The 25,878-nt window shown below is 72.7% G+C and carries 27 protein-coding genes; 12 read left to right on the plus strand and 15 right to left on the minus strand.

The window, feature by feature from the left end:
* Positions 1-49 precede the first annotated feature (49 nt).
* The 5 genes from J2X26_RS11580 to J2X26_RS11600 all read left to right on the plus strand — a co-directional run bounded on the left by J2X26_RS11580 (position 50) and on the right by J2X26_RS11600 (position 5,470).
* Positions 50-910: a ketose-bisphosphate aldolase gene (locus tag J2X26_RS11580; protein ID WP_307492420.1), complete on the plus strand. Its 861-nt coding sequence runs from the start codon at positions 50-52 to the stop codon at positions 908-910.
* Between the two features lie 33 nt (positions 911-943).
* The gene (locus tag J2X26_RS11585; RefSeq protein WP_307492421.1) at positions 944-2,134 is read left to right on the plus strand and encodes an ADP-dependent glucokinase/phosphofructokinase; all 1,191 of its coding nucleotides are present in this window, start codon (positions 944-946) and stop codon (positions 2,132-2,134) included.
* Positions 2,131-3,075: a DUF4432 family protein gene (locus J2X26_RS11590; protein WP_307492422.1), complete on the plus strand. Its 945-nt coding sequence runs from the start codon at positions 2,131-2,133 to the stop codon at positions 3,073-3,075. The genes J2X26_RS11585 and J2X26_RS11590 overlap by 4 nt, the downstream gene beginning before the upstream one ends.
* Positions 3,072-4,058: a class I mannose-6-phosphate isomerase gene (locus tag J2X26_RS11595; RefSeq protein ID WP_307492424.1), complete on the plus strand. Its 987-nt coding sequence runs from the start codon at positions 3,072-3,074 to the stop codon at positions 4,056-4,058. Before J2X26_RS11590 ends, J2X26_RS11595 begins: the two co-directional genes overlap by 4 nt.
* Before the next feature lie 152 nt (positions 4,059-4,210).
* On the plus strand, positions 4,211-5,470 hold the full coding sequence (locus J2X26_RS11600) for an alkaline phosphatase (protein ID WP_307492425.1): 1,260 nt from the start codon (positions 4,211-4,213) through the stop codon (positions 5,468-5,470).
* A 51-nt stretch (positions 5,471-5,521) separates the two neighbouring features.
* Here J2X26_RS11600 and J2X26_RS11605 read toward each other — a convergent pair whose 3' ends face one another.
* The 3 genes from J2X26_RS11605 to J2X26_RS11615 all read right to left on the minus strand — a co-directional run bounded on the left by J2X26_RS11605 (position 5,522) and on the right by J2X26_RS11615 (position 7,341).
* On the minus strand, positions 5,522-6,346 hold the full coding sequence (locus J2X26_RS11605; protein ID WP_307492427.1) for an alpha/beta fold hydrolase: 825 nt from the start codon (positions 6,344-6,346) through the stop codon (positions 5,522-5,524).
* Between the two features lie 72 nt (positions 6,347-6,418).
* Positions 6,419-6,727 (minus strand): DUF5808 domain-containing protein, encoded by a 309-nt coding sequence (locus tag J2X26_RS11610; protein WP_307492429.1) that lies wholly within the window; start codon positions 6,725-6,727, stop codon positions 6,419-6,421.
* A 50-nt stretch (positions 6,728-6,777) separates the two neighbouring features.
* Complete coding sequence (locus tag J2X26_RS11615) at positions 6,778-7,341, minus strand: TetR/AcrR family transcriptional regulator (RefSeq protein ID WP_307492431.1); 564 nt, start codon at positions 7,339-7,341, stop codon at positions 6,778-6,780.
* A gap of 55 nt (positions 7,342-7,396) precedes the next feature.
* On the opposite strand from J2X26_RS11615, the gene J2X26_RS11620 reads away from it, so the two are divergent.
* Entirely contained in the window at positions 7,397-9,022 is a 1,626-nt protein-coding gene (locus J2X26_RS11620; RefSeq protein ID WP_307492433.1) for an FAD-binding protein, read from the plus strand.
* A gap of 25 nt (positions 9,023-9,047) precedes the next feature.
* On the opposite strand, the gene J2X26_RS11625 is transcribed toward J2X26_RS11620, so the two are convergent.
* Together J2X26_RS11625 and J2X26_RS11630 are read right to left on the minus strand one after the other, a co-directional pair.
* Complete coding sequence (locus J2X26_RS11625; RefSeq protein WP_307492434.1) at positions 9,048-9,914, minus strand: alpha/beta fold hydrolase; 867 nt, start codon at positions 9,912-9,914, stop codon at positions 9,048-9,050.
* 68 nt (positions 9,915-9,982) lie between these two features.
* Entirely contained in the window at positions 9,983-11,833 is a 1,851-nt protein-coding gene (locus tag J2X26_RS11630) for a family 43 glycosylhydrolase (RefSeq protein WP_307492435.1), read from the minus strand.
* A 200-nt stretch (positions 11,834-12,033) separates the two neighbouring features.
* Between J2X26_RS11630 and J2X26_RS11635 the strand changes: the two genes are divergently transcribed.
* On the plus strand, positions 12,034-13,452 hold the full coding sequence (locus J2X26_RS11635) for a dicarboxylate/amino acid:cation symporter (protein ID WP_307492437.1): 1,419 nt from the start codon (positions 12,034-12,036) through the stop codon (positions 13,450-13,452).
* Between the two features lie 37 nt (positions 13,453-13,489).
* On the opposite strand, the gene dinB is transcribed toward J2X26_RS11635, so the two are convergent.
* The gene (dinB, locus tag J2X26_RS11640) at positions 13,490-14,677 is read right to left on the minus strand and encodes a DNA polymerase IV (RefSeq protein ID WP_439897845.1); all 1,188 of its coding nucleotides are present in this window, start codon (positions 14,675-14,677) and stop codon (positions 13,490-13,492) included.
* A 52-nt stretch (positions 14,678-14,729) separates the two neighbouring features.
* On the opposite strand from dinB, the gene J2X26_RS11645 reads away from it, so the two are divergent.
* Entirely contained in the window at positions 14,730-15,107 is a 378-nt protein-coding gene (locus J2X26_RS11645; protein ID WP_307492440.1) for a VOC family protein, read from the plus strand.
* Between the two features lie 218 nt (positions 15,108-15,325).
* Here the strand turns inward: J2X26_RS11645 and J2X26_RS11650 are convergent, their stop codons facing one another.
* Together J2X26_RS11650 and J2X26_RS11655 are read right to left on the minus strand one after the other, a co-directional pair.
* Entirely contained in the window at positions 15,326-15,706 is a 381-nt protein-coding gene (locus J2X26_RS11650) for a YciI family protein (protein ID WP_307492442.1), read from the minus strand.
* The gene (locus J2X26_RS11655) at positions 15,703-16,308 is read right to left on the minus strand and encodes a nucleotidyltransferase family protein (protein WP_307492444.1); all 606 of its coding nucleotides are present in this window, start codon (positions 16,306-16,308) and stop codon (positions 15,703-15,705) included. Before J2X26_RS11655 ends, J2X26_RS11650 begins: the two co-directional genes overlap by 4 nt.
* 54 nt (positions 16,309-16,362) lie before the next feature.
* Between J2X26_RS11655 and J2X26_RS11660 the strand changes: the two genes are divergently transcribed.
* Positions 16,363-16,824: a 2-oxo-4-hydroxy-4-carboxy-5-ureidoimidazoline decarboxylase gene (locus J2X26_RS11660; RefSeq protein ID WP_307492446.1), complete on the plus strand. Its 462-nt coding sequence runs from the start codon at positions 16,363-16,365 to the stop codon at positions 16,822-16,824.
* Positions 16,821-17,153 (plus strand): hydroxyisourate hydrolase, encoded by a 333-nt coding sequence (gene uraH / locus J2X26_RS11665; RefSeq protein ID WP_307492448.1) that lies wholly within the window; start codon positions 16,821-16,823, stop codon positions 17,151-17,153. Before J2X26_RS11660 ends, uraH begins: the two co-directional genes overlap by 4 nt.
* A 4-nt stretch (positions 17,154-17,157) precedes the next feature.
* On the opposite strand, the gene J2X26_RS11670 is transcribed toward uraH, so the two are convergent.
* Both J2X26_RS11670 and pucL read right to left on the minus strand, forming a co-directional pair.
* Entirely contained in the window at positions 17,158-17,631 is a 474-nt protein-coding gene (locus J2X26_RS11670; protein WP_307492450.1) for a nucleoside deaminase, read from the minus strand.
* Positions 17,628-18,521, minus strand: coding sequence for a factor-independent urate hydroxylase (gene pucL / locus J2X26_RS11675; RefSeq protein WP_307492452.1), 894 nt, complete (start codon positions 18,519-18,521; stop codon positions 17,628-17,630). Before pucL ends, J2X26_RS11670 begins: the two co-directional genes overlap by 4 nt.
* 127 nt (positions 18,522-18,648) lie before the next feature.
* On the opposite strand from pucL, the gene J2X26_RS11680 reads away from it, so the two are divergent.
* Complete coding sequence (locus J2X26_RS11680) at positions 18,649-19,653, plus strand: XdhC family protein (RefSeq protein WP_307492454.1); 1,005 nt, start codon at positions 18,649-18,651, stop codon at positions 19,651-19,653.
* Between the two features lie 208 nt (positions 19,654-19,861).
* On the opposite strand, the gene J2X26_RS11685 is transcribed toward J2X26_RS11680, so the two are convergent.
* Positions 19,862-22,555 (minus strand): molybdopterin-dependent oxidoreductase, encoded by a 2,694-nt coding sequence (locus J2X26_RS11685; RefSeq protein WP_307492456.1) that lies wholly within the window; start codon positions 22,553-22,555, stop codon positions 19,862-19,864.
* Positions 22,552-23,352, minus strand: a complete 801-nt coding sequence (locus J2X26_RS11690; protein ID WP_307492458.1) for an FAD binding domain-containing protein — start codon at positions 23,350-23,352, stop codon at positions 22,552-22,554. The genes J2X26_RS11685 and J2X26_RS11690 overlap by 4 nt, the downstream gene beginning before the upstream one ends.
* A 70-nt stretch (positions 23,353-23,422) precedes the next feature.
* Here J2X26_RS11690 and J2X26_RS11695 point away from each other — a divergent pair, with 70 nt between their 5' ends.
* A complete protein-coding gene (locus tag J2X26_RS11695) occupies positions 23,423-23,818 on the plus strand; it encodes a VOC family protein (RefSeq protein ID WP_307492460.1) in 396 nt (131 codons plus the stop codon).
* Here J2X26_RS11695 and J2X26_RS11700 read toward each other — a convergent pair.
* The 3 genes from J2X26_RS11700 to J2X26_RS11710 all read right to left on the minus strand — a co-directional run bounded on the left by J2X26_RS11700 (position 23,812) and on the right by J2X26_RS11710 (position 25,873).
* Positions 23,812-24,651 carry a class II glutamine amidotransferase gene (locus tag J2X26_RS11700; RefSeq protein WP_307492462.1) on the minus strand — a complete coding sequence of 280 codons (840 nt, stop codon included), beginning with the start codon at positions 24,649-24,651 and terminating at the stop codon, positions 23,812-23,814. The genes J2X26_RS11695 and J2X26_RS11700 overlap by 7 nt on opposite strands.
* Positions 24,652-24,712: 61 nt before the next feature.
* The gene (locus J2X26_RS11705) at positions 24,713-25,378 is read right to left on the minus strand and encodes a hypothetical protein (RefSeq protein ID WP_307492464.1); all 666 of its coding nucleotides are present in this window, start codon (positions 25,376-25,378) and stop codon (positions 24,713-24,715) included.
* A gap of 3 nt (positions 25,379-25,381) precedes the next feature.
* Positions 25,382-25,873 carry a MarR family winged helix-turn-helix transcriptional regulator gene (locus J2X26_RS11710; RefSeq protein WP_307492466.1) on the minus strand — a complete coding sequence of 164 codons (492 nt, stop codon included), beginning with the start codon at positions 25,871-25,873 and terminating at the stop codon, positions 25,382-25,384.
* Positions 25,874-25,878: the final 5 nt, after the last annotated feature.

Genomic DNA, 25,878 nt, shown 5'->3' on the forward strand with positions numbered 1-25,878 from the left:
CCTCCCTGAGAAACACCCACACACAGGAAAGTTGATACACACCATGTTGATGAACGGCCGAGACCTGCTCGCGGTGGCGAACGAGAACTACTTCGCCATCCCCGCCTTCAACATCAGCGACTACGCGATGGGCAAGGGGATCTTCGAGATCTCCGAGAAGCTGAACGCCCCGCTGATCGTCGCGATCCACCCCGACGAGGTGTCGCACATCGGGGGCGACGCGCTCGCGGCGCTCATCCAGCGCGCGCACCGCTCGTCCGTCCCGGTCGCCATCCACTGGGACCACGGCGGCACCTACGAGCAGGTGCTCGAGGCCATCCAGCTCGGGTTCACGTCGGCCATGATCGACGCGTCCATGCAGCCGTTCGAGGACAACGTCGCGATCACCAAGAAGGTCGTCGACACCGCGCACGCCGTCGGCCTGTCGGTCGAGGGCGAGCTGGGCACCATCGGGAAGCTCGACGAGCAGGCCGAGGACGGCGTGCTCGTCGACCAGATCGCGTTCACCGACCCGGCCGAGGCCGTCGAGTACGTCCAGCGCACCGGCGTGGACAGCCTGGCCATCGCCATCGGTACCGCGCACGGTCTGTACCCGAAGCACGTGACCCCGCAGCTGAAGCTCGACCTGCTGCAGCAGATCAAGGCGCTCCTGCCCATCCCGCTGGTGCTGCACGGCGGCTCCGGCAACCCGGACGACGAGATCGGCCAGGCGGTCAAGCTCGGCGTGAACAAGATCAACATCTCCAGCGACATCAAGGTCGCGTACCACGACAAGATGCGAGAGGTCCTCGCGGACACCTCGCTGCGGGAGCCCAACAGCATCCAGCCGCCGTGCATCGAGGCCATGCAGGAGGTCGCCGCGCAGAAGATCCACCTGTTCGACGCCGCCGGCAAGGCCGACCTGTACTGAGCACGTCCTGACGCGAGAGAGGGCAGCCGACCGATGAGCACGAGGTTCGTGCTGGGCATGGGTGGGACGGTCGACTACGAGATCCGCTGGGACCCGACGGTGCTCGAGAAGCTCGCTGCGGAGCACGGGATCGGGCCGGAGGACCTCGACCTGGACACCCCGGTCGACTCCGTGCGCGACCTGGTGCGGAGCCTGCTCGCGTTCGTCCGCGACGGTGTCGGGGGAGAGCGGTTCGTCGCCTCCTCCGACATCGTCGAGGCCGTCGCCGCGCGGTTCGCCAAGGAGGTCACCCTCGGTGGCACCTGCGTGCGGGCGGCGATCGCGATGGACGTGCTGGGCATCCCGAGCACCATGCACCTGGTCTCGATCGACGACACGGTGCGGCGGCTGCTCCCGGCCTCGGTCGACTACGTGTCGAGCGCCGTGCAGGACACGCTCGACCCGCACCTGATCGTGCAGTACCCGGCCGGGACCCGCGTCCGGGTGGGCGACCTCGAGCTGGTGGCGCCGCACCCGAACCGCGTGATCTACGCCAACGACCCGCCGCACCGCGAGCTGCGGATCGCGGCCGACCTGCCCGACGCGCTGCGCAGGGCGGACGTCTTCCTGCTCTCGTCGTTCAACGTGATCCAGGACCCGGCCACGCTCGAGTCCCGGCTGGCGCAGGTGCGCGACGCGATGCGGGTGCTCCCGCCGGACGCGCTCGTGGTGTTCGAGGACGCGGGCTACCACGTGCCGGCCCTGAGCCGCCGCGTGCGTGACGAGATGGTGTGGTCGGCGGACATCTACAGCCTCAACGAGGACGAGATGCAGGCCTACCTGGGGCGCACGGTCGACCTGCTCGACGCGCCGACCGTCGCGAAGGCCGTGCGGGAGCTGCACGAGGTGGTCCCGGCGCCGACGCTGGTGGTGCACACCAAGTACTGGGCGCTGGCGGTCGGGGCGCGGGCCACCCAGCTCCGGCCGGCGCTCGTCGGCGGGATCACGATGGCGAGCACCCGCTACTGGATGGGTGACGGCTTCACGACCGAGGACTACGCCGCGACGGCCTCCCTGACGCCCGGCACGACCGCGCAACGGCTCGTGTCCGACGTCGCCGACCTGCTCGGACCCGACGCGTGCGTGGTGCCGGCGCTCGACCTGACCGGCGTCGCGACACCGACGACGATCGGGCTCGGCGACTCGTTCGTCGGCGGCTTCCTCGCCGCGCTGGACCGGCGATGACGACCTGGGGCGAGCTCACCGACGACGGTCGGGTCTCCCAGCCCGAGGCGCTCGCGAGCGTCGACGTGCGCGGGGGCGTGATCGCCGTCCGCCTGGCCGGAGGGCTCGCGTTCGACGTCCTGCCGGACCGGGGGCTGGACCTCGGAGCGACGTGGTGGGGGTCGACGCCCGTCGCGTGGCGGTCCCCGAACCCGGCCGACCCGGGCCCCGGGCGCGACTGGGAGTCGCGGTTCCTCGGCGGGCTCCTGGCCACGTGCGGTCCCGACAACATCGGCGAGCCGCGCGGCTCGTCGGGTCAGCACGGCACCCACCACCTGACCCCCGCGGTCGACGTGCGCTGGTCGCGCGAGCGGGTGGCCGACACCTGGCAGGTGCGCGTGACGGGCACGGTCGCGCACACCTCGCTGGGTGGCCCCCGCATCCTCGTCGAGCGGTCGGTGGTGGCGTCCACGGGCACGTCGGCCGTCGAGGTCAGTGACGTCGTGCGCAACGTCGGCGACCAGCCCGTCGGCGTCCCGCTGCTCTACCACGTCAACCTCGGCGCACCCTTCCTGCGGCCGGGTGCACGCCTGGACGTGGATGCCGACGAGTGGGCCGTCCGGGAGCCGCTCCCGGCGGACCGCCACCCGTTGGTCACCCCGGAGCCCGCACCCGGCCTCGCCCCCGTGGTCGCCGAACACCTCGGCGTGCGGGGCGCGCGGGCCACCCTCGTCGGTGACGAGCAGTTCCCCGACCTCGTCGTGACCTGGACCGGCGACACCCTGCCCCGGCTCTGTACCTGGAGCTGGCCGGCGAGCAACGCGTACGTGCTCGGCGTCGAACCCACCAACGCCCCGCTGTTCGGCCCGGAGCGGGACCTGCCGCACGCGGGCGCGCCGGTCCTCGAGCCCGGCGCTACCTGGCGCACGGGCGTCCGCATCGCCGTCGAAGGGCTTACATGAGACCGCTGTTCCTGCCCGCCAACCAGCCCGCCGACAGGTTCTACGCGGGAGGTCGGCAGATCGCCGACCTGCGCGGGACCGGGCCGGCGGCGAGCCACGAGCCCGAGGACTGGGTGGGTTCGGCCACGTCGGTGTTCGGGCACGAGCCCGTCGGGCTGACCGTGCTGCCCGACGGCCGGCTGCTCCGCGACGCGATCGACGCCGACCCGGTCGCGTGGCTCGGCGCCGAGCACGTCGCCGCCTACGGCTCCGACCCCGAGCTGCTGGTCAAGCTGCTGGACGCGGGCCAGCGCCTGCCCGTGCACGCCCACCCCGCCGTCCCGTTCGCCGCCGAGCACCTGGGTCTGGCGCACGGCAAGACCGAGGCATGGGTGGTGCTCGAGCCCGCCCGGGTGCACCTCGGGTTCACGCGGGACATCGGCGTCGACGAGCTGGCCGGCTGGGTGCGGACGCAGGACACCGGCGCGATGCTCGGCGCCATGCACGTCCTCGACCTCGCCGCCGGCGACGCCGTCCTGGTCCCCGCCGGGCTCCCGCACGCGATCGGGCACGGCGCGCTCGTCGTCGAGCTGCAGGAGCCGACCGACCTGTCGATCCTGCTGGAGTGGTCCGGGTTCCCGATCGACGGGGTCGCCGACGGGCACCTGGGCCTCGGGTTCGACGTCGCGCTCGCGGCCGTCGACCGTCGTGGCTGGTCCGCCGACGAGATCGCGCGTCTGCGCGGCGCGACCGCGGCGTCGTCGGGGGACCTGCTGCCCGACGCGGCGGCGTTCTTCCGCGTGGAGCGGTGGACCGGTCCGCGGGAGCTCGACGCGGGCCTCGCGGTGCTCGTCGTGGTCGACGGTGCAGGCACGCTCGTCGCCGACGGCGAGTCCTTGCCGCTGCGTCGGGGACACACGGTGCTCCTGCCCGCTGTTGCCGGGCCGGTCACGCTCGAGGGGGACGACCTCCAGGTCGTCGTCTGCCGCCCGCCCCGTCCGTAGGTCCCGGCTCGGGATGCGCGTTCACCCGAACGGTCGAACCATGGACGGCACGGTCGAGAAGCGCGCCGACGTCGAGAGGGACAACGAAGTCCGAGGGACGGCACACGATGCTCAACTCACGACACACATGGTTAGGAGCCGGCAGCGTTGCCGTGCTCGCAGCAGCTGGGCTCACGACGACCGGGATCGCCGGGGGCGGTGACGGCCGGGACAACGGGCAAGGTGGCGGCCGGGCCGTCGCCAAGAACGTGATCTTCATGGTGGGCGACGGCCTGAGCATCGCGGCCCGGGACGCCACCCGGCTGGCGACCGTCGGCAAGGACGGGCAGCTGCAGATGGACTCGCTGCGGTACGCCGGCTGGACCTACACCGACTCGCTGGACCCCGAGGAGGCCGTCACCGACTCGGCCGCCGCCGCCACGGCGTTCGCCACCGGGTTCCGCACGTACAACGGGGCCGTCTCGGTCGACGTGAACGGCAACGCGGTGAAGACGCTCCTGGAGCACGCGAGGGACCTGCGCAAGGCGACCGGGCTTGTCACGACGGCCCAGGTCACGGACGCGACGCCCGCCGCGTTCGGCTCCCACGTCCCCGACCGGGGCACGCAGACCGAGATCGCCCGGCAGTTCCTCGAGGAGACCAAGCCCGACGTCATCCTCGGCGGCGGCGAGGACTGGTGGTACCCCGTGGGCGACCCGGGTGCGTACCCGGACGACCCCGCCGACCCGCGGCCCGAGGTCAGCAAGAGCACGATCGGGAACCTCGTCGAGCTGGCCGAGGGGCAGGGCTACGACTACGTCAGCACCCCCGACGAGCTCGCCGCTACCCGGTCCGACAAGGTGCTCGGGCTGTTCGCCAACGAGGAGATGTTCGAGCAGTTCCCGGAGGGCCAGGGCGACGAGTACGCGCCCGTGGTCCCGCTCACGACGATGACCGCGAAGGCGCTCGACGTCCTCTCGCGCGACCGGCAGGGGTTCTTCCTCCTGGTCGAGGAGGAGGCCATCGACGAGTTCGCGCACGCCAACAACGCCGAGCGCACTATCCAGGCCGGACAGGCGCTGGACGCGACAGTGGCGCTGGTGCGGGAGTACGTCGCGAAGCACCCCGACACCCTGGTGGTCATCGTCGGTGACCACGAGACGGGTGGGCTGGCGATCGAGAACGTCTCCGGCGCCGACGAGTCCGGCGATCCCGCCAGCACCGACCCCGCCGTCGTGCAGAGCCTCGAGGACGGGCCGTTCCCGATCGCGAACAGCGACCTGGAGTTCACGGTCGACTGGACGACCGGGAGGCACACCGGTGCGGCGACGCCGTTGACGGCCGAGGGCCCACGGGCCGAGCGGCTGGCGCGGGCGCAGGACAACACGGACGTGTTCACGGTGGTCCTGGACGCGATGCGCGGCAAGCGCTGAGAGGGGACGAGGGCGGCTGCGCGGATGCGCAGCCGCCCTCGTCGTCGGCGCTCAGGAGCGGATGAACTCCAGGATGTCGGCGTTGATCGTCGCGGCCTCCGTGGTCGGCATCCCGTGCGGGAACCCGGCGTACGTCTTCAGCGTGCCGTTCTGCAGCAGCTCGGCCGACAGGGGGCCGGAGTCGGCGTAGGGGACCACCTGGTCGTCGTCGCCGTGCATGACGAGCACGGGGACGGTGATCTTCTTCAGGTCCTCCGTGAAGTCGGTCTGGGAGAACGCGACGATGCCGTCGTAGTGCGCCTTCGCGCCGCCCATCATCCCCTGGCGCCACCAGTTCTCGATGATCGCCTCGGAGGGCTCGCGGCCCGGGCGGTTGTACCCGTAGAACGCGGTGGACGGCAGGTCGCGGTAGAAGTTCGACCGGTTGGTGGCCACCTGCTCCTGCAGCCCGTCGAACACGCTCTTCGGCAGGCCGCCGGGGTTGGCGTTGGTCTGCACCATGATCGGCGGGACGGCGGCGATGAGCACGGCCTTGGCGACGCGGCTCTCACCGTGCCGGGCGATGTAGTGCACGACCTCGCCGCCACCGGTCGAGTGCCCGATGTGGACGGCGTCGTGCAGGTTCAGGTGCTCGGTGAGCGCCGCCAGGTCGTCGGCGTAGTGGTCCATGTCGTGGCCGTCGCTCGTCTGCGTGGACCGCCCGTGGCCGCGGCGGTCGTGCGCGATGACGCGGTAGCCGTGCTGGAGGAAGAACAGCAGCTGGGTGTCCCAGTCGTCGGCCGACAGCGGCCAGCCGTGGCTGAACACGAGCGGCTGACCCGAGCCCCAGTCCTTGTAGAAGATCTCCGTGCCGTCCGTCGTGGTGATGGTGCCCATGAACGTCCTCCCGTGGCTCGGTCCAGCTGACTCTCCCGAGCGTAGGTGTGGCTCACAGGCTCCGCGACAGGGTCAGCCGGCGGCGGCGACCCGCTGCCGCACGAGCTCGACCAGCCGGCCGACGTTCAGGGTCCACCCGACGCCGAACACGCGCGGGCTGATCAGGTGCGCACCCTCGGGGTCCCACATGCGCTCCTTGACGCGCGCGAGGGTCGGGACGCGGAAGTCGTAGGGCACGAAGCCCAGGACGCCGTTCCACGTCCGTTCCTCGGGCGGCGTCCGCAGCTCCTTGACGACGGCGGCGACCGCCAGCGCCAGCGTGATCAGCCGGATGATCTTCTGGAGGTCCATCCCTGTCGCGCGCTCGTCCTGCGATGCCATCTCGACTCCCTCGTCGGCGGGTGATCACCCCATCGTCCACCCGGGGGTGGTCAGCCTTCCAGCACCCCGTCGAGCAGCGCCAGCGCCTGGGCCACCGCATCTCGGGCCTCGTCGTCGGTGACAGCCGTCGCGACGACGCCGTAGACCATGCGCTGCAGCAGCAGGACGTCGGCGACGGTGAGGTGGGCGGAGACGAGACCGGCCGACTGCGCGCGCGGCAGGGTGGCCGCGACGAGGGCGGGCAGCCGGTCGGCGAGGTCGGTCTCGGCCAGGTCGTGCCGTGCCGCCAGGAACATCTCGACGAACGCGGACTCCTCGACCGTGAGCTCCAGGAGCCGCGTCCAGAGGCGGCCGAACGCGCCCGCGTCCGGCTCGGCGGCGAGGGCCTCGAGCTCGACGAAGTGCTGCTCGAACACCTCGAGAGCGAGGTCGAGCCGCGTCGGGAAGTGCCGGTACAGAACGCCTTGACCCACACCGGCCTCCTGCGCGATGGCGCTGAGCGGGGCGCGGTACCCGCGCTCGGCGAACACGCGACGGGCTGCGTCGAGCAGGGCGCGGCGGTTCTCCGGCGCGGCGGCGGGGCCACGGTTGCTTCCGCGGGTCGCGTTGGGCATGCTGTCATCCTAGACATCCGGACACTGTTGTCCGGTTACCTCGAAGGAGCGGTGAATGTCCGAGCTCAGCTACGACGTCGTGGTCGTCGGAACGGGTGGTGCGGGGTTCGCCGCAGCCATGGGCGCAGCCGACGAAGGACTGTCCGTCCTCATGCTGGAGTCCACCGACAAGTGGGGTGGCAGCACGGCCATGTCGGGCGGCGGCATGTGGTTGCCGGACAACCCGCTCGGGCAGCGCGCCGGTGTCGGTGACTCCCGCGAGGAGGCCCTCACGTACATGGAGGCCACGATCGGCGACGACTACCGCGCCACCTCCCGGGAGCGCAAGGAGGCCTTCGTCGACGGGGTCGCGGACTTCGTCACCACCGCCGAGAAGTACGGCATGCGCTTCGCCCGCGCGGCCGACTACCCCGACTACTACCCGGAGCTCCCCGGCGGCAAGATCGGGCGGGCGCTCGAGGTCGAGCCGTTCGACTCCAAGAAGATCGGCGCCTGGTGGAAGACCAGCCGGGCGCTCATGCCGCTGCCGCTCAAGACCGACGACGTCTGGCTCCTGAGCCGGGCCTGGTCGACCCCGGCCGGCTTCGTGCGCGGCGCGGGCTTCGTGTTCCGCACGCTCGGCGGGGCGGTCCGCGGCAAGCGCCTCGTGGGCACCGGGGCAGGGCTCGCGTGCTCGTTCCTCCATGTCGTGGTGAACGAGCAGCGCACCCCCCTGTGGCTGAACGCGCCGGTCGAGGGCCTCGTCACCGTCGACGGCCGCGTCGTGGGGGTGCAGACCGTGCGCGACGGGCGCGCGGTGACCGTGACCGCGACCCGCGGCGTCGTGCTCGCCGCCGGCGGCTTCGACCACAACACGATCCTGCGGCAGAAGTACCAGGGCATCGACGGCAACCCGTCGGGGAACCCGGGCAACGTCGGCAGCACCCTGGAGATGGTGCAGGACCTCGGCGCGTCGGTCGAGCTGATGGACGACGCCTGGTGGGGTGCCTCGGTGGCGCCGCTGCCCGGGACGAGCCCCGGCTTCCTCGTCGGCGAGCGGTCGATGCCGTACTCGATCATGGTCGACGCGGAGGGGGACCGGTTCGCCAACGAGTCGGAGTCCTACGTCGACCTGGGCCACCACATGCTCGACCACGACAAGGACGGCACCTACTGGCTCGTCGCCGAGGCCCGGCACGCCCGCCGCTACCTGCGCGGCTACGCCATGGACCCGCGCGTCACCAAGGCGATGGCGGCCGCCGGCACGATGGTGAAGGCGGCGACGCTCCAGGAGCTCGCGCGGGGCATCGGCGCACCGCACCTGCCGGCGACGGTCGACCGGTTCAACGGCTTCGCACGCTCGGGGGTCGACGCGGACTTCGGGCGCGGCAACTCGGCCTACGACCGCTACTACGGCGACCCGACCGTGCACCCCAACGCCAACCTCGGCCCGCTCGAGAAGGGTCCGTTCACGGCGTTCAAGGTCGTCATCGGGGACCTGGGCACCAAGGGCGGGGTGGTGACCGATGCGGACGCCCGCGTCCTGCGCGACGACGGCTCCGTCATCGAGGGCCTCTACTCGGCGGGCAACAACTCCGCCTCCGTCATGGGCCGCACCTACCCGGGTCCCGGCTCGACCATCGGGCCGGCCGCCGTCTTCGGGCTGCGGGCCGCCCGGCACATGGCGCGCAGCGCGGGCTGACGTCGCACGACGGCGGGGCGGTGCCTCACGCCCCGCCGTCGAGGACCTGACGTAGCCGCGCGGCGAACGCCTCCGGCTGCCCTGCCTGGCCGAACTCGTCGCCGAGGAAGCCGCCGTGGTTGCTGGGGAAGACCGTCAGCCCGAGGCCGAGCTGCTCCGCGAGTGCCGCCGACGTGCGCCACGTCATCGTGTCCTGGCTCTCGACGCCGCCCGCGACGACCACCCGGGTCGGGGCACCCGTGAGCGCGGGGACATCCGGGCGGTACGCCGTGATCGCGTTGGAGGCACCCGACAGCAGCGGGTCGATGCGCGACCCGTCGTCGGCGGTCGGCAGCCCGAACGCGGACGGGTCGGGCAGCTCTCGGCCGAAGTCGGGGCTGAACTCGCCCTGCACGGACGTCAGCGCGATGAACGCCGCCATGCCGGCGCCCCAGCCGCGCCGGTGGTACACCTCCTGGACGCGCTGCTCCGCCGCGAACGCCTGGGCGGCGTCCGGCAGGACCGACAGCACGGGCGGCTCGTGCGCGACGAACGTGCGGACGTCCTCGGGGTGCGTCGCCACCAGGTGCAGCCCCGTGACGGCGCCGCCGCTGCTCCCGAACAGGTCGACCGTCCCACCCAGCTCGCCGACCAGCAGGTGCAGGTCCTCGGCCTGCTGCTGCGGGGTGTTCACCAGCTCACCGTCGCGACGCGTGCTGCGTCCCAGGCCGCGCGGGTCGTACGTCACGACCGTCCGGTCCGGGAAGTGGGACGCGAGCGTGCCGAAGCCGGACGCGTCCATCGGCTGGCCGATCAGCAGGAGCGGCGGACTGCCGTCCGCGGCCGGGAGCGGCCCTCGCACGTCGTAGGTGAGGGTCGCTCCCGGTGCGTCCAGGGTGTGCGTCGTCTTCACGTGTGTGCTCCTGTCGGCCGTCGTTGGCGTTACTCGCCAGTATCACGGCGCCGACCGGTGCGCGCCGGTCACACCAGCAGGACGCGCACCGCCTGCGTGGTCCCGCCGCTGCTCAGCGACCAGGTCCCGTCGTCCGTCGGCAGCAGCGTCCACGTGCCGCACCCGGCCCCGTCGCTGCCCGAGCGGACGAGCGTCAGGTCGGAGCCGAGGCACGCGACCTGCCCGCGCCGGACGTCCGCCTCGACGCTGCGCACGGTGTAGCCGGCGGTCCCGGGCACGGACTCCACCCGCCACGTCTGGCACGCACGCGGGTCGCGAGGCTCGAACGTGACCGTGCCTGCCTTCGGCGCGTGCTTCGCCTGGCAGCGCGCCACGCTCAGCGTCCGGTCGGCGTCCGTGGGGCTCGCCAGGAGCACGTCGCCCACCGGCTCGACGCGGAACTGCTGCTCCGCCCCGCCCGTCGGCGAGCTGATCGCGACGTTGGCGCCCGCCACCGGGCCGCCCTGCACCGTCCAGGCGCGGTTGCCGGGCAGCACGCTCGCGACCGTCGTCCAGCCGTCGCCCGCCGCCGTGAAGCTCCAGCGCTGGCAGTCGTTGTTCGGCAGGAACCCGAGCCAGCCCCACTGCGCGACGTTCCCGCCGTCGACGTTCTGGCACGCGCCCACCTCGGCGACGCTGTTGCTGAACCGGTTGAGGATCCGGGTCCCGTTGCCGCGGTCGGAGAGCTGCCAGTGCTGGCACCGGTTGTCGAGGTCGAGCCAGAGGGCGATGTTCGCGCCCTCGTACCCGCAGCCGGCGTTCTCGACGACCGCCGTGCCGTCCCGCGGGACGATCTGCACGAACGCGTCGCCGTGGCCGATCGAGCGGCTCGGGTTGATCGGGTCGCCGATGACCGGCCAGCCGTCGCGACCCCAGGTCAGGGTGCGGACGTTCAGTCGCGGGGCGCCGCCGTCGGTCGCGTCGTAGTAGTGGTTCACGAAGAGCCCGGTGCGGCCGTTCTTGTCCATGAGCAGGTCGCCGCCACCGGCGCCGACGAACTCGTTGTAGCCGCGCAGGATCTCGGTGCCGCCCTTGTCGCCGAGCAGCGGGACGCCGTCGGCGTCGACGTACGGGCCGGTCAGGCTGGGGGAGCGGCCGACGATCGTCCGGTAGTCGCTCTCGACGCTGCGGCAGCAGTAGTCCCAGGACACGAACAGGTAGTAGTAGCCGTCGTGGAAGGCGATCGTCGGGTTCTCCTCGGCGTTCGGCGCGAACTGGCGCTGAGCGATCCGGACGGGCTGCTCGCCGGCGACGGGCTTGCCGGTGGCGACGTCGACCGGCACGACGTGGATGCCGGAGAAGAACGAGCCCCACGACAGCCAGGTCCCGCCGTCGGCGTCGGTCACGAGGTTCGGGTCGATGGCGTTGAACGTGTCGACGCCCGGCTGCGAGCGGACCACCAGGCCGCGGTCCTCCCACTGCGCGTTCGCGAGGGTCGGCGAGGTCAGCAGCCCGATCACGGAGTTGTTGGTGCCGAACTGGGACACCGCGTAGTAGAGGCGCCACTCGGTGCCGGACCAGCTCAGGTCGGGTGCCCAGGCGTCGCGCGGTGCGTTCTCGGGGGTCACCCCGAGCGACTCGAGCACCCAGGTCGGGAGCTCGGTGATCGCCGGGCCGAGCTCCTCCCAGTGCACCAGATCGCGGGAGCGCTTGAGCGGCAGGTAGGTGTCGTCGAAGGCGGCGTCGCCCGTGATCGCGACGTAGTACCAGCCCTTCTCCTTGACGATCGTCGGGTCGTGCGCGATGGGGTCGACGGGCCGGGCGGCCGGTGGTCGGGACGTGGGCGCGGTCGGTGCCGCGGTCGCGGGGGCCGTCAGGCCGATCACGCCGAGCAGGGCCGCGATCGCGATCAGGACGGTCGTCAGGGAGGTGCGCTTCATCGGGTGTCCTCTACTTCCACATCGTCGTGGGGGCTCGCCGTGGCACATCCTGGCACATTTCTACAACGTTGGAAATGGACATACAACGATGGAGACGAACGTCGGACTGTGACCACCGTCTCGGAAGAAGACACCCGGCTCGTCCTGTTGCGGACGGAGGCTGGAGAACGCCGGCCGCCGTCGCACCCTCTGGGAGTCCCGTGTCCGACACCACCACGCAGCGCGCGCGCCGGTTGCGCCTGCCGTCCTTCTCGGTCCAGGTCCTGCTCGGCCTCGGGCTCGGCATCCTCCTCGGCTGGGTCGCGCTGCAGATGGGCCCGACCGCGTCGGGCGACCCGAACTGGCTGACCACGACGCTGGACACCATCGGGGCCTCGTTCGTGACCCTGCTCAAGACGATCGTGCCTCCGCTGGTGTTCCTCGCGATCGTCGCGTCGATCGCCAACCTGCAGCAGGTCACCAACGCCGCTCGGCTCGCCTGGCAGACGCTCCTCTGGTTCGCCATCACCGCAGGCATCTCCGTGGCGATCGGTATCGGCCTCGGGCTGGTCTTCCAGCCGGGCAACAACTCGACGCTCAGTCCCGAGTCGGGCTCCGAGGTCGGCACCACGGGCAGCTGGCTCGACTTCCTCAACGGTCTGATCCCGAGCAACTTCCTCGGCCTCGGTGCCAGCACGCAGGAGACCGACGGGTCTCTGACGACGGCGATCTCCTTCAACGTGCTGCAGATCGTGGTCGTCGCGATCGTCGTCGGCATCGCAGCCCTGCGCAGCGGCACGGCCGCCGAGCCGTTCCTCGGCTTCACCCGGTCCGCGCTCGCGGTCGTGCAGAAGATCCTCTGGTGGGTCATCCGCCTCGCGCCCCTGGGCACCCTCGGCCTCATCGGCCGTGCCGTCGCGACCTACGGCTGGGACCTGCTGGCCCCGCTCGGGTCGTTCGCCGTCGCGATCTACGTCGGCCTGGCGCTCGTGCTGTTCGTCGTCTACCCCGTGATCCTGCGGACCAACGGGCTCGGGATCCGCAGCTTCTTCCGGGGCGCGTGGCCGGCGATCGAGCTCGCGTTCGTGTCGCGGTCGTCCGTCGGCACGCTGCCCGTGACGCAGCGGGTGGTCGAGCGCAACCTCGGCGTGCCGCGCTCCTACGCCTCGTTCGCGGTTCCGTTAGCGGCCACCACCAAGATGGACGGCTGCGCCTCGATCTACCCGGCGATCTCCGCGATCTTCGTCGCGCAACTGTTCGGCATCGACCTGTCGATCACCGACTACCTGCTCATCGCGTTCGTCTCCGTCGTCGGCTCGGCCGCGACCGCCGGCCTGACCGGCGCCGTGGTCATGTTGACCCTCACGCTCTCGACGCTCGGGCTGCCGCTGGCCGGAGTCGGCCTGCTGCTCGCGATCGACCCGATCCTCGACATGGGCCGGACGGCCGTGAACGTCGCGGGGCAGGCGCTGGTGCCCACGGTCGTCGCGAAGCGTGAGGGCATCCTCGACCTGGAGCGGTACGCGTCGGCGTCCGCGGAGGACCTGTTCTCCGACGACGACACGTCCGAGACCTCCGAGGTCTCCGAGACCTCCGAGGTGGTCGGGTCCGGGCGACGCGAGAGCGTCTCCGTCTCCTGACCGCATCCGCGTGGAGGCCCCGGTCGCGGCCGGGGCCTCACGCGTCGGGCAGCAGCGGCACGGCGATCCCCTCGCCGCGGCGCAGCAGGCTCGCGCGCATCACGGCCTGCGTCCCGAACCGCAGCGCGACCGCGTCGACCGCCTCGTCGAGCCCGCCGTGGTCGGGGTGGTCCAGGGGAAGGGCGAGCTGCACGAACCGGTCCGACGACAGCCCCGTCAGTGCGACCCCCACCAGCGTGATCCCGCGCTCGCGGATCAGCGGTCCGGCGGCCTCCAGCAGCCCGACTGCGGCGGCCGCGATGTCCTCGGACGAGTCCGTGGCGGCATGGAACGACCGCGACCGCGTGGCCTTGGTGTAGTCCTCGAACCGCAGCCGCAGCACGACCGTCCGCGCGATCCGGTCCGCCTTGCGCATCCGTCGGCACACGCGGTCGACGAGCCCCAGCAGCGCGGCGCGGACGAACGCCTGGTCGTGCGGTCCGTGGCCGAGGGCGCGCTGCGCACCGATCGACCCGCGCGACCCGCCCACCACCACCTTCGCCGGCGTGTGCCCGTGCACGACCGCGTACAGGTGCCGCCCGCCCGCCGGCCCGAGCGCGCCGACCAGGACCGACTGGGGGAGCAGGGCGACGTCCCCGGCGGTCCGCAGCCCGTAGGCGTGCAGCTTGGCCGCGGTCACCGCGCCGACGCCCCACAGCATCTCGACCGGGAGCGGGTGCAGGAACGACTCCTCGTCGGCCGGGAGCACCAGCAGCAGCCCGTCCGGCTTCGCCACCCGGGACGCGACCTTGGCCAGGAACGGCGTCCGCGCCACGCCGACCGTGATCGGCAGGCCGACGACGTCCCGGACCTGCGCGCGCAGCCGCGCCGCGATGTCCACGGGCGGCACGTCGATCTTGTGCAGGCCGCCGACGTCGAGGAACGCCTCGTCGATCGACACCCCCTGGACCAGCGGTGTCGTCTGCCGGAAGAGCTCGAAGACCGCCTTGCTCGCCTCGAGGTAGGCGTCGAACCGCGGGCGCACGATGATCAGGCCAGGGCACAGCGCCCGGGCCTGGCGGCCGCCCATCGGCGTGGTCACGCCGCGGCGCTTGGCCTCGTACGACGCCGCCAGGATCACCCCACCGCCGACGGCGACAGGTCGGTTGCGCAGGCGGGGGTCGTCGCGCTGCTCGACGGACGCGTAGAAGGCGTCGAGGTCGGCATGCAGGATGGTGGAGCGCACGAACACATGTTCGAACCTACGTCTGACATCGGGCCGACACTAGGGTTGCGACATGCACCGGATCATGCTCCGCGAGGTCATCATCGACGCACCCGCGGCCGACATCGACGCCGTCACCACGTTCTGGTCGGGCGCGCTGGACGCGAGCCCGCAGCCGATCCCGGGGGAGCCGTTCGTGGCCCTGCGGGGCGCCGCGTCGCTGCCGCACGTGGCGACCCAGAGCCTCGGGGGCGACGACGGGCCGCGGTTCCACCTCGACATCGAGACCGACGACCTCGAGGCCGAGATCGCGCGCCTCGAAGGGCTCGGCGCGACCGTGCGCACCCGCTACGACGACTACGCCGTGATGGCCGACCCGGTCGGGCTGCTCTTCTGCCTGCTGCCGCCGGTGTCGGAGGAGTTTGCGACGCGGTCGAGGACCGTCGGGTAGCGCCCGTCAGTCGTAGAACGGCGGCAGGAGGTCGGCGGCGTCGTCGACGTTCTCGGTGCGGGTGGAGCTGTCGTTCGTGGTCTGCCGGCTGTCGGCCGCCAGACGCCACCAGGGTGCGTTCACACCCACGATCCTTCCGGTGCGAGGCGTGCCCGACCAGGGACGTTCGGCCCGAGCGACCCGCACCCTGGGCGGGGTGCGAGCCGCCCTCGGGCCGCTCACTCCCAGACGTACGCCGGCCGCAGCTCCGCGATGCTCCCCGGCCCGGCGAACTGCGCCGCGACCTCCTCCGCGCGCTCGCGGGTGGCGCAGTCGACCAGGAAGAAGCCGGCCAGGTGCTCCTGCGTCTCGGCGTACGGCCCCTCGCTGGCCAGCGAGTCGCCGCTGCGCCAGCGGTACACGGTGGCCGACGCGGGATCGGCCAGGGCCTCCGCGGTGACCAGCTCGCCGTTCGCGGACAGCTCCCCGAGCAGCACGTCGAACTTGCGGTCGCCCTCCTCGTGCTCGGCGACGCTCAGCGCGCGGCCCTCGTCGGTGAATCGCGACGTCGGGTGCGCCCACGGCTTGGGGTTGGAGTGGATGAGGATCAGGTACTTCACGATGGACCTCCTGGTGTGGGTGCTGTCGGGGCATGACGCGGAGGGTCCGCGGTTCTCGACACGTCCTCGTCCAGCCCGTCGTGCAGGTCGCCGCACTCGACCTCGACGACGCCGTGCGCGACGAGGTAGCCGCGCGCACCCCGGTCGCCGGTGAGGGTGTCGGACAGGGGAGCCCAGTGGTCCGCGCCGATGAGCACGGGGTGCCCCGGGCGCCCGTCGTAGACCGCCTGCCGGAGCGTGTGCCGGTCCCACGTCGCGGCCAGGCGCTCGACGACGCTCACCGGGGTGCCGGGCAGGTCCACGAGCGTGACCACGACCGCGTCGCCGGCTGCGTGCGCGAGCCCCGTGCGCAGCGACTCGCCGAGCCCGTCCGCCCACTGCCGCGCGACCACCGTCGTGACCCGGGCGTCGTCGGGGACGAGGCTGCGCGCCTCGTCGGCCGCCGCGCCCAGGACCACGACGACGCGGGCGCAGCCGCCGTCGAGCAGGAGCCGCACGGCGTCGGCGAGCCAGGGCACCACCAGCGCCTTCGGGCCGCCGTGCCGCGTGCCCGCCCCAGCCGCGAGCACGATGCCGCTGAGGCTTGCGTCGGTGGGAGGCACGTCCCGTACGGTGCCAGTGCGCGCGTGCGGAGCGCTACCCGGGAGGCGGCCTTGATGATCGACGACGGACCCGAGACGCGGTCGCTGCTGGCGACCGCCCTGCACGTCCCGCGCTGGATCGACGAGGTCGCGTCCGGCTGCCCCTACCCCTCCGTCGACGCGCTCCTCGGTGTCGCGGACCTCGCCGCGCGCACCCTGACCCCCGCGGAGGTCGACCAGGCCCTCGCCGCCCACCCCCGGATCGGCGAGAGGTCCACCGGGCTGAGCAGCGCCGAGCAGGCCGCGTCCGCCACCGACGACCCCGCGCTCATCGAGGCGATGGCCGTCGGCAACGAGACGTACGAGCAGCGGTTCGGTCGCATCTTCCTCATCCGCGCCGCCGGTCGCAGCCGCGTCGAGGTCCTCGCCGAGCTGCACCGCAGGCTCGGGCTCTCCGACGCCGAGGAGGCCGCCGAGGTGGCCGACCAGCTCCGCCAGATCGCGCTCCTGCGCCTCCCGACCCTGTTCGCCTCATGAGCCAGCTCACGACGCACGTCCTCGACACCACCCTCGGGCAGCCCGCGGCCGGCGTACCGGTGACCCTGGCGGCGTCCGTGTCCGGAGTCTGGACCGAGCTGGCGTCCGGGATGACCGACGACGACGGCCGGGCACGGTCGCTCGGACCGGACGCCGTGCCGCCCGGGCGGTACCGGTTCGTGTTCGACACCGCTGCCTACTTCGCCGCGACCGGGCAGGTGGGGTTCCACCCGGAGGTCGTCGTGGTGTTCGACGTGGTCGACGACGGGCACTACCACGTGCCGTTGCTGCTCAGCCCGTTCGCGTACTCGACGTACCGGGGAAGCTGACGGCTCAGTACTCGACGCGCGTCGGCCGGGCCAGCCAGGCCTCCATCGGGGCGGTCGCCGTCGGGACCCGGTGCCCGAGCACGGGCATCGGCCACGTGGCGGGGTCGGAGTCGAACAGGTCGTAGAAAACGCTGTCGTCGAAGCCCGCGCGGGCGGCGTCGTTGCGGTCGGCGGCGAAGACGACGCGGTCCACCCGCGCCCACAGGCAGGCGGCCAGGCACAGGGGGCACGGCTCGCACGACGTGTAGACGGTGGAGCCGGCCAGCGAGAAGGTGCCGATGGTCTGGCACGCCGCCCGGATGGCCAGGACCTCGGCGTGCGCGGTGGGGTCGTTGTCGCGCGTGACACGGTTCTGACCGGCGCCGATCACCACCCCGGCGCGCACCACGACCGCCCCGAACGGGCCACCGCCGTCGGCGACGTTCGCGGTCGCGAGCGCGACGGCCTGCGACAGCCAGCTCTCGTCGTCGGGGGTCACGGTGCACCCACCGATCGCGTCCAGGCGTCGCCCGCGTCCGGGGTGCCGTCCCGCACGACCACCGCCTCGATCAGTCCGTAGGGCCGGTCGGCCGCGAAGAAGACCTCGCCGGGGTTCTCCAGCCCGAACGGGCTCAGGTCGGCCAGGAAGTGGTGCTTGTTCGGCGCCGCGAACCGGATCTCCACCACCTCCGGGACCGCGTCGAGGACGGCCTCGCCCATCTGCCACAACGTCTGCTGCAGAGCCAGGGAGTGCCGGGTGGCGAAGGTGGCGAGCATGACCTCGCGGACGCGGGCGTAGGTGACGTCGAAGTCCACGTCGTCGCCCGCGTAGCGCCACTGGGCCACGAGCGAGGTCGCGAGCACCCGGTCGGACGTCTCCGGGAGCGTCGTGTACTCGTCGGTGAGGAAGCCGCGGAACTCCGAGCCGGTCGACTTCAGCACGGTCAGGTCCTTCAGGCCGGCGATCACGGTCGTCCCCTCGGCGTCGGCGGTCACCGAGGCGGTGCGGACCTCCTGCCCGCTGCGGACCCACGTGTGGTCGTGCTCGACACCGTCGACCAGGACGCGGACCCAGGCGTGCTCCTGGACGTCGACCCGCGCGCCGGTCACGGGGACCACGTCGTCCACGAAGTGCCGGGCGAGCAGGGTGGCGAACGCCTCGGGGGAGGACACGCCGTGCTCCTTGGCGTACGCGAACGCCATGTTCCTCTGGGTGTCCGTGGGCAGCACGGCCGACTGGTCGCCGTCGAGGTAGGCGGCCGCGAAGTCACCGCGCAGGGCCGTCGAGACGTTGAGGTCGCGGATCTCGTGGCGGGGCGTGTCGCGCACGATCCGGACCACGCGCGTCTCGGCCTTGCCGTACTGGTGGGCGTGCAGTCGGGCCGTCATGGCCGCAGTGTGCCCGGCTGATGTGACATGCGCGTTTCCTCCTGGACGATGGGCCGACGCTACTCGCGGCGATCCGGTAGCGGTCTACGCTCGTCGAACCCCGTCAGCGTCCCGGGAGGTGACCGCCGTGCTCGAGATCGCGGACCGCCTGCTGGCCACGCTGACCGCCGGCCACCGGGTCGCCGTCGCGACGGTCGTGTCGATGACCGGCAGCGCGCCCACCGTCGTCGGCACGTCGATGGCCGTGGACGACACCGGCGCCGCGCTCGGCAGCGTCGCGGGAGGGTGCGTCGAGGGAGCCCTGTACGACCTGTGCACCTCGGTGCTCGACGGCGCCGCGCCGGGCCTGCAGGAGTACGGCGTCACCGACGAGGACGCGTTCGCCGTCGGCCTGACCTGCGGCGGCGTGCTGCGCGTGCACGCGCGCGAGCTGGGCCCGGCCGACGTGCCCGTGCTCGCCGCGGCGGCCCGCGGCGACGAGGCCGTCCTCCTGACCGCGCTCGACGGTCCGCTGCCGGACGACGTGCCCGTCCCGGCCCGGTCCGGCATCGTCCGCGTCCAGGGTCCCGACGGTGGCGTCGAGGTGTTCGTCGAGGTCGCGTCGGCCCCGCCCCGGATGGTCGTCTACGGCGCGCTCGAGTTCTCGTCGGCCCTCGCCCTCGTGGCGCGGGCCGTGGGCTACCGCGTCACCGTGTGCGACGCCCGGGCCGTGCTCGCCACCCCGCGCCGCCACCCCGGGGCCGACGAGGTCGTCGTCGACTGGCCTGTCCGCCACCTCGCGCAGCAGCGTCTCGGTGCTCGCGACGTCGTCTGCGTCATGGCGCACGACGACCGGTTCGACGCCGACCTGGTCCTCGCTGCGCTGCGGTCCGGGGCGGGGTACGTGGGTGCGATGGGGTCGCGACGGACGCAGGACCGCCGCATCGCGGAGCTGGTCGAGCGGGGGGTCACCGACGACGAGCTGGCCCGGCTGCACGCCCCGATCGGCCTCGACATCGGCGCCTCGACGCCGGGGGAGACGGCGGTGTCGGTGCTCGCAGAGGTCCTCGCGTCCCGCACGGGCGCAACAGGCCTCCCACTGACGGACCTGGCGGGCCCGATCCACCGCCCGACCCCGACACCCCACCCCTGACGTCCGAGCATCCGGTCGCCAGGTCGGCCAGATGCTCGGACGCAGCGACGGGAGGCTGACGCGCGCCCCCCACCCACGCGGACGTCCGCACGTTCGGTCGTCGGGACGCGCGAATGTGCGGACGTCCCCTAGGAAAACCACGGGACGTCCGCACGTTCGGTCGTCGGGACGCGCGGATGTGCGGACGTCCGGGCGGGGCAGGGGGTGGTCAGGGCCGCCGCAGGCGCCAGAGGCGGTCGGCGGACATGGGGAGCTCGTGGGGGCGGATGCCGACGGCGTCGCGGATGGCGTTGGCCAGCGCCGGCGCGACCGGGTTGTACGGGGCCTCGCTCATCGACTTGGCACCCAGGGGTCCCAGGTCGTCGGCGGTCTGCGCGAAGAGCACCTCCGTGCGGGGCAGGTCGATCATCTGCGGCACGTGGTAGCTGCGGAACGAGGCGGTGGTCACGCGGCCCTCGTCGTCGAGCCGCATCTCCTCGTAGAGCGCGGTGCCGATGGCCTGCCCGGTGCCGCCCTCGACCTGGCCGCGCAGCTGTTCGGGATGCAGCACGGTGCCGGCGTCGACCGCCTGCACAGACCGCAGGACGGTGACCTCGCCGGTCGCGGGGTCGACCGCGACGCGGAACCCGTGCACGTTGAAGGCGACCGACCGTGGGGAGCCGTCGTGGGTGCCCTGGCCGGTGAGGCCGGGGACGGCCCGCGCGATCTCGGTCAGCGGGACGCCGCTCGCCGACTCGGGTCCGAGGTCCTGGGCGTCCCAGGTGCGCGGCTCGTCGCTCGGGTGGTCGCGCAGGGCGGCGGCCGCCGAGAGGATCTTGGTGCGCAGCTGGAGGGCGGCGCGGTGCAGGGCGAGCCCGGCGACGACGACACCCGCGGACCCGAACGCGCCGGTGTCGTACCCGGTCACGTCGGTGTCGGACTGCCGGATCACGATGCGGTCGACCGTGGTGCCCAGCGCCTGGGCGACCAGCTGGCCGTGCACGGTCGTGGTGCCGTTGCCGAACTCGGTGGTCCCGACGCTGATCTCGTACCGGCCGTCGTCGAGCAGGCGGACCGACGCCTCGGCGTAGTGCCCGCGCGGGGCGATGGTCGCGATCATGGCGACGGCCGTCCCGGAGCCGACGAGGGTTCCGGGGGGAGCCGGCAGGTCCGCGGAGCGCTCGGCCAGGGCGTCCTCCACGAGGTCGAGGCACTGGTCCATGCCGTAGGAGTGCATGTCGAGGTCGCCCACCTCGTCGGGGTCGGCCACGAGCAGCCGGTCGCCGGGGACGACGACGTTGCGGCGGCGGACGTCGAACGCGGAGATCCCGACCGACCGCGCGAGGTCGTCCATCGCCGACTCGATGGCGAAGATGACCTGCCCGAGCCCGTACCCGCGGAAAGCGCCCGACGGCAGCGTGTGCGTGTAGACGGACTCGGCGTCGACCCGCTTGTTGGCGCACCGGTACACCGCGACCGACTCGCTGACGCCGTGGAACATGACGCCCGGCCCGTGGTTGCCGTAGGCGCCGGTGTTGGTGAGGACGTCGATGCGCATCGCGGTCAGCACGCCGTCGGCGTCGGCACCGAGCTCGACCTCGACGCGGACCGGGTGCCGGCTGGGCACGATGGTGAACTCGTCGGCCCGGGTCATCTCGTACTGCACCGGGCGGCCGGTGCGCAGGACGGCGAGCGCGACGACGTCCTCGGTGAGCAACTCCTGCTTGCCGCCGAACCCGCCGCCGACGCGACCGGTGAGCACGCGGACCTGGGCGGGGTCGAGCGCGAAGATGTGTGCGATCTCGTCGCGGACCAGGTACGGGACCTGGGTGCTGGTGCGCAGGACGAGGCGGCCGTCCTCGTCCAGCCAGCCGCGGGTCGCGTGCGTCTCCAGGGCCGCGTGCGACACGCGGCTGGTGCGGTACGTGCCGCCGACGCGGTGCGCGGAGGCGGCGAGGGCCTCCGAGACGGAGCCCATCTCCGCGTGCAGCTGCGCGACGACGTTGCGGCCCGGCTCCGAGATGCGCGCCTCCGGACCCTTGTCGCCGTGCACCAGGGGAGCGCCGGGCTCCCGCGCCTGCTCCGGGTCGAGGACGGCGGGCAGCACCTCGTACTCGACCTCGATGAGGCGCAGCGCCCGCGACGCCTCGCGCAGCGACGCGGCGACGACGACGGCGACGCGCTGCCCGTGGAACCGCAGGACCGGGTCGAGCACGCGGGTGTCGTCGGGGTCGTCGAGGCGGCTCTCGTGGCGGGCGGTCGAGAACAGGGTGGCCGGGGAGTCCTCGTGCGTGAGGACGGTCAGCACGCCCGGGGCTGCCAGGGCGGCGGTGGTGTCGATCGAGACGATCCGCGCGTGGGCGTGCGGGCTGCCCAGGACGGCCAGGTGGGCCAGGTCGGTGGCGGGGACGTCGAGCGTGAACGGTTCGCGCCCGGTCACGATCCGGCGCGCCGCGGGGGAGCGGACGGAGCGCCCGGCGTCCTGGCCGGCCACGGGGTCGACCGTGTTGCAGCGGCGGGCGACGGCGTCACAGATCGACCGGTAGCCCGTGCAGCGGCAGAGGTTGCCCTTGAGCAGGCGGGTGGTCTCGTCGTCGTCCGTCGTGAGGCCGAGACCCGCCACCGTGGTGACCATGCCGGCGGTGCAGAAACCGCACTGGAACGCGGCGGCGTCGACGAAGGCGTCGCCCACCACCGGGTCCAGCCCGGTCACCGTCGTGACGGAACGACCCGACGCCCGGTAGGCGGGGACCAGGCAGGAGTGGGTGGGGCGTCCGTCGAGCAGGACGGTGCACGCGCCGCAGTCGCCCGAGTCGCAGCCCTTCTTCACCTCGACGTGCCCCTGCTCGCGCAGCAGCGTCCGCAGCACCTGGCCGGGGGCGGGCTCGGCGTCGACGGGCGTGCCGTTCACCTCGAACCTCATGCGAGCTCCTCCCGCACCTGCTCGGCGAGCCGGAGCGTCATGGCCCGGCGCCAGTCCGGGGCGCCGTGGGGGTCGTCGTACCAGTCGTCGACCGCGTCGACTGAGGCGGACAGCTCGTCGGGGGTCGGCATCGTCGGGAACGCGAGGCGGTGCGGGTGGGTCACACCGGCGGTGAGGGTGACGACGAGCCCACCCGCGTCGTCGCGACGGCCCGCCACGATCGCCCCGGACCTCCCGTGCTTGGTCAGCGCGACCCGGCGGAACGCGACCGGCTGCGCGAGCACCTCGGCGGTCACCGACACCGAGCGGAGCACCTCGCCCTGGCTCAGTGAGGTGGTCCGCACCCCGGTGACCAGCGACGCGACCGGCTCCCGGCGCTCACCGCCGTCCGGCGTCCACACCACGGCGGTCGCGTCGAGCGCGACCGCGAAGGAGGTCAGAGCGCCTGCCGGGAGCGCCAGGCAGATGTTGCCGCCGACCGTCGCCCAGTCCCAGATCTTCTCCGAGGCCACCAGCGACCGCGCGCACTCCTGCACCAGGTGCTGCGACCGCCAGCCCGCGACCGGAGGCAGGTCCGCCAGCGACCGGATCGTGCAGGTGGCGGCGAGCGTCAGACCGTCGGCCGTCTGCTCGACCGCGGGCCAGCCGAGCGTCGTGAGGTCGACGAGCTCCTCCAGGCCGGGTTGCGGCTCAGAGAACAGCCACGTGCCCCCGGCCAGCGGCGCGCTGCGGGGGCCGAGCGCGAGCTCGGTCCGGTCGTGTGCCGCACGGATGCGGTCCAGCGAGATGAGGTCCATGGTCTGCCCGAGTGAACCGTACCCACGTGTCCGGCGTGTGACGACAGGCGGTTCGTCCTAGCGTCGATCCATGACGACCCGGCACCTGCGCCAACCGACCCTCGACTGCGCCGAGCCGCGCGAGCTCGCCGAGTTCTACCGGCAGCTGCTGGGCTGGGTGTACGCGGACGGGCACGAGGAGCCCGACCCCGAGGGCGACGACTTCCTCCTCCTGATCGACCCGTACCGTCCGGTGCGGCTGGGGTTCCAGCGCTCGGACGCGACGGTGGCGCCGTGGCGGGTGGGCGCCCGCGTGCACCTCGACCTCGACGTCGACGACCTGGATGTCGGGCACGACGACGCCGTACGCCTGGGTGCGCGTCCGCTCACGGGCACGCCCGAGGAGGAGGGGCACGCGGACGACCCGTTCCGCGTGTACGCGGACCCGTCGGGACACCCGTTCTGCCTGTGCCTGGCCGATCAGTGAGCCGGTGACCTGGGCTCGAACGGGATGAGCTCCTCGCGACCGGCGTCGATCAGCAGGCACGTGCTCTCGGGCACCTCGTGCCAGGCGCCCTTGAGATCGCCGAGCGGCTCCGAGACGACGATCCGCGTCTCGTCGGACAGGTCGTGCAGGACCGGGTTCTCCGGGTACTGCTCCTTGAGCACGGCGACGTCCGCGTTGTGGAAGAGCGACCGGCTCTGGCCCTCCGTCGAGTAGCGGAACGCCCACAGCCGCTGCCCGTCGGTGGTGCACACGGTCATCTGCACGGGGAACGCGACGCCGTGCGCGCGACCGACCTCCTCGACCAGCCCGACGGCGCGGGCCACGGCGGCGGGCGGGTCGTCCTCGAGCCCGAACGTCAGGGCGAGGTAGAACAGCACCTCCGAGTCCGTCGACCCCTCGATGAAGGGGAACAGGTCGGGGTCGACGGCGAGCACCAGATCACGCTTCATGGCGGAGAACCCGGCGAGCAGACCGTTGTGCATCCACAGCCAGCGACCGTGCCGGAACGGGTGGCAGTTGGTCTGCTGCACGGCGGAGCCGGAGGTGGCGCGGATGTGCGCGAGGACCATGCCCGAGCGCACGTGCTCGGCCAGCTCCCGCAGGTTCCGGTCGCTCCAGGCGGGCTCGATGCTGCGGAAGACGCCGGGGGTCGGGGAGCCCTCGGTGTACCAGCCGACGCCGACCCCGTCGCCGTTGGTGGCCTCGGCGCCGAGCCGGCTGTGCAGGCTCTGCACGACGAGCGAGTTGGTCGGCTTGTAGATCAGGTCGTCGATGAGGACGGGCGATCCGGTGTACGCGAGCCAACGACACACGACGGCCTCCTTCGGCACGGGCTCCGCCGGACGGACCCCACCCCGCCCACGTTACGGCGCGTCAGCCGCGCGGGAGCCAGGGCGCTGTGGGGCGACCTTCGTCGAACTCGCCGCCCGGTCCGCAGCCCCCGACGTAGTTCGCCGGCATGCGCGGGTACACCTCGGTCCAGTACCGCAGGGCGAGGGCGCTCGCCTGTGCGGGCGACGCGCCGAGCGCCGTGGCCATCGCGGCGTCCCGCTGCACGGCCGCGCACTCGGTGCGGGCCTCGTCGACGACGCCGACCATGTGCATGGTCTCGTGCGTGAGCACGTGCACGGCGATGACCTGGTCGAGCGAGGGGTCGTTCTTCCGCGAGCCGAGCCAGGCGCGCAGGTCGTTGCAGACGCGCACCTTGATGAGGGTCGCGCGCTCGGGGACGCCGTCGGGCTGCCACCTCACGTAGCCGAGCTCCTGCCCGACATCGACGAAGGCCTGCCCGAAACTCTGGCAGTCGACCTCGACGGGGACGCCCGCGATCCGGGTGGCGGCCGCCTCGAGCCGGTGCTCGAGCCAGGCCTCCAGCGCCATCGGGACCGCGCAGCCCAGCGCCAGCACGAGCGACAGCCCGACGCTGATCGCCGGGAACGGCGCGACGCGGCCGAGCACGTCGACGCGTCGCCTCAGCCACCGCACGACGATGCTCGCGGCGAGCGCGAGGAAACCGATCAGCGACAGGAGGAGGAGCACACCTCAGTCATCGGTCGGTGCGGCCCCGCCCATGACGTGCGACGGGTCGAGAACCTCGAGGATGCGCCCCATGATGCGGTCGAGGTCGGCGACGTCGGCCGAGGTCAGGGGGTCGATCACCGTCTGCCGGACCGTGCCGACGTGCCCCGGGGCGGCGGCCACGACTGTCGTCCAGCCGGCCGGGGTGAGGACCGCGTTGGTGGCGCGGCGGTCCTCCGCGCACGCCTCCCGGCGCACCAGCCCGCGCTTCTCCAGCCGCGAGACGACGTGGGACAGGCGTGCGAGGGTGGAGTTCGTGTGCGCTGCGAGGGTGGTCATCCGCAGGGTCCGGTCGGGCGCCTCGGAGAGCATCGCGAGCGTGAAGTACTCGAAGTGGCTCAGGCCGGAGTCGCGCTGGAGCTGGGACTCGAGGGTGCCGGGGAGCAGCTCGACGACCGCGATGAGCTTCTTCCAGGCGCGCAGCTGCTCGTCGCTGAGCCATCGCGTGTCCGTCACGACAC

It is taken from the genome of Cellulomonas humilata, assembly GCF_030814415.1.
Taxonomy (GTDB): Bacteria; Actinomycetota; Actinomycetes; order Actinomycetales; family Cellulomonadaceae; genus Cellulomonas; species Cellulomonas humilata_A.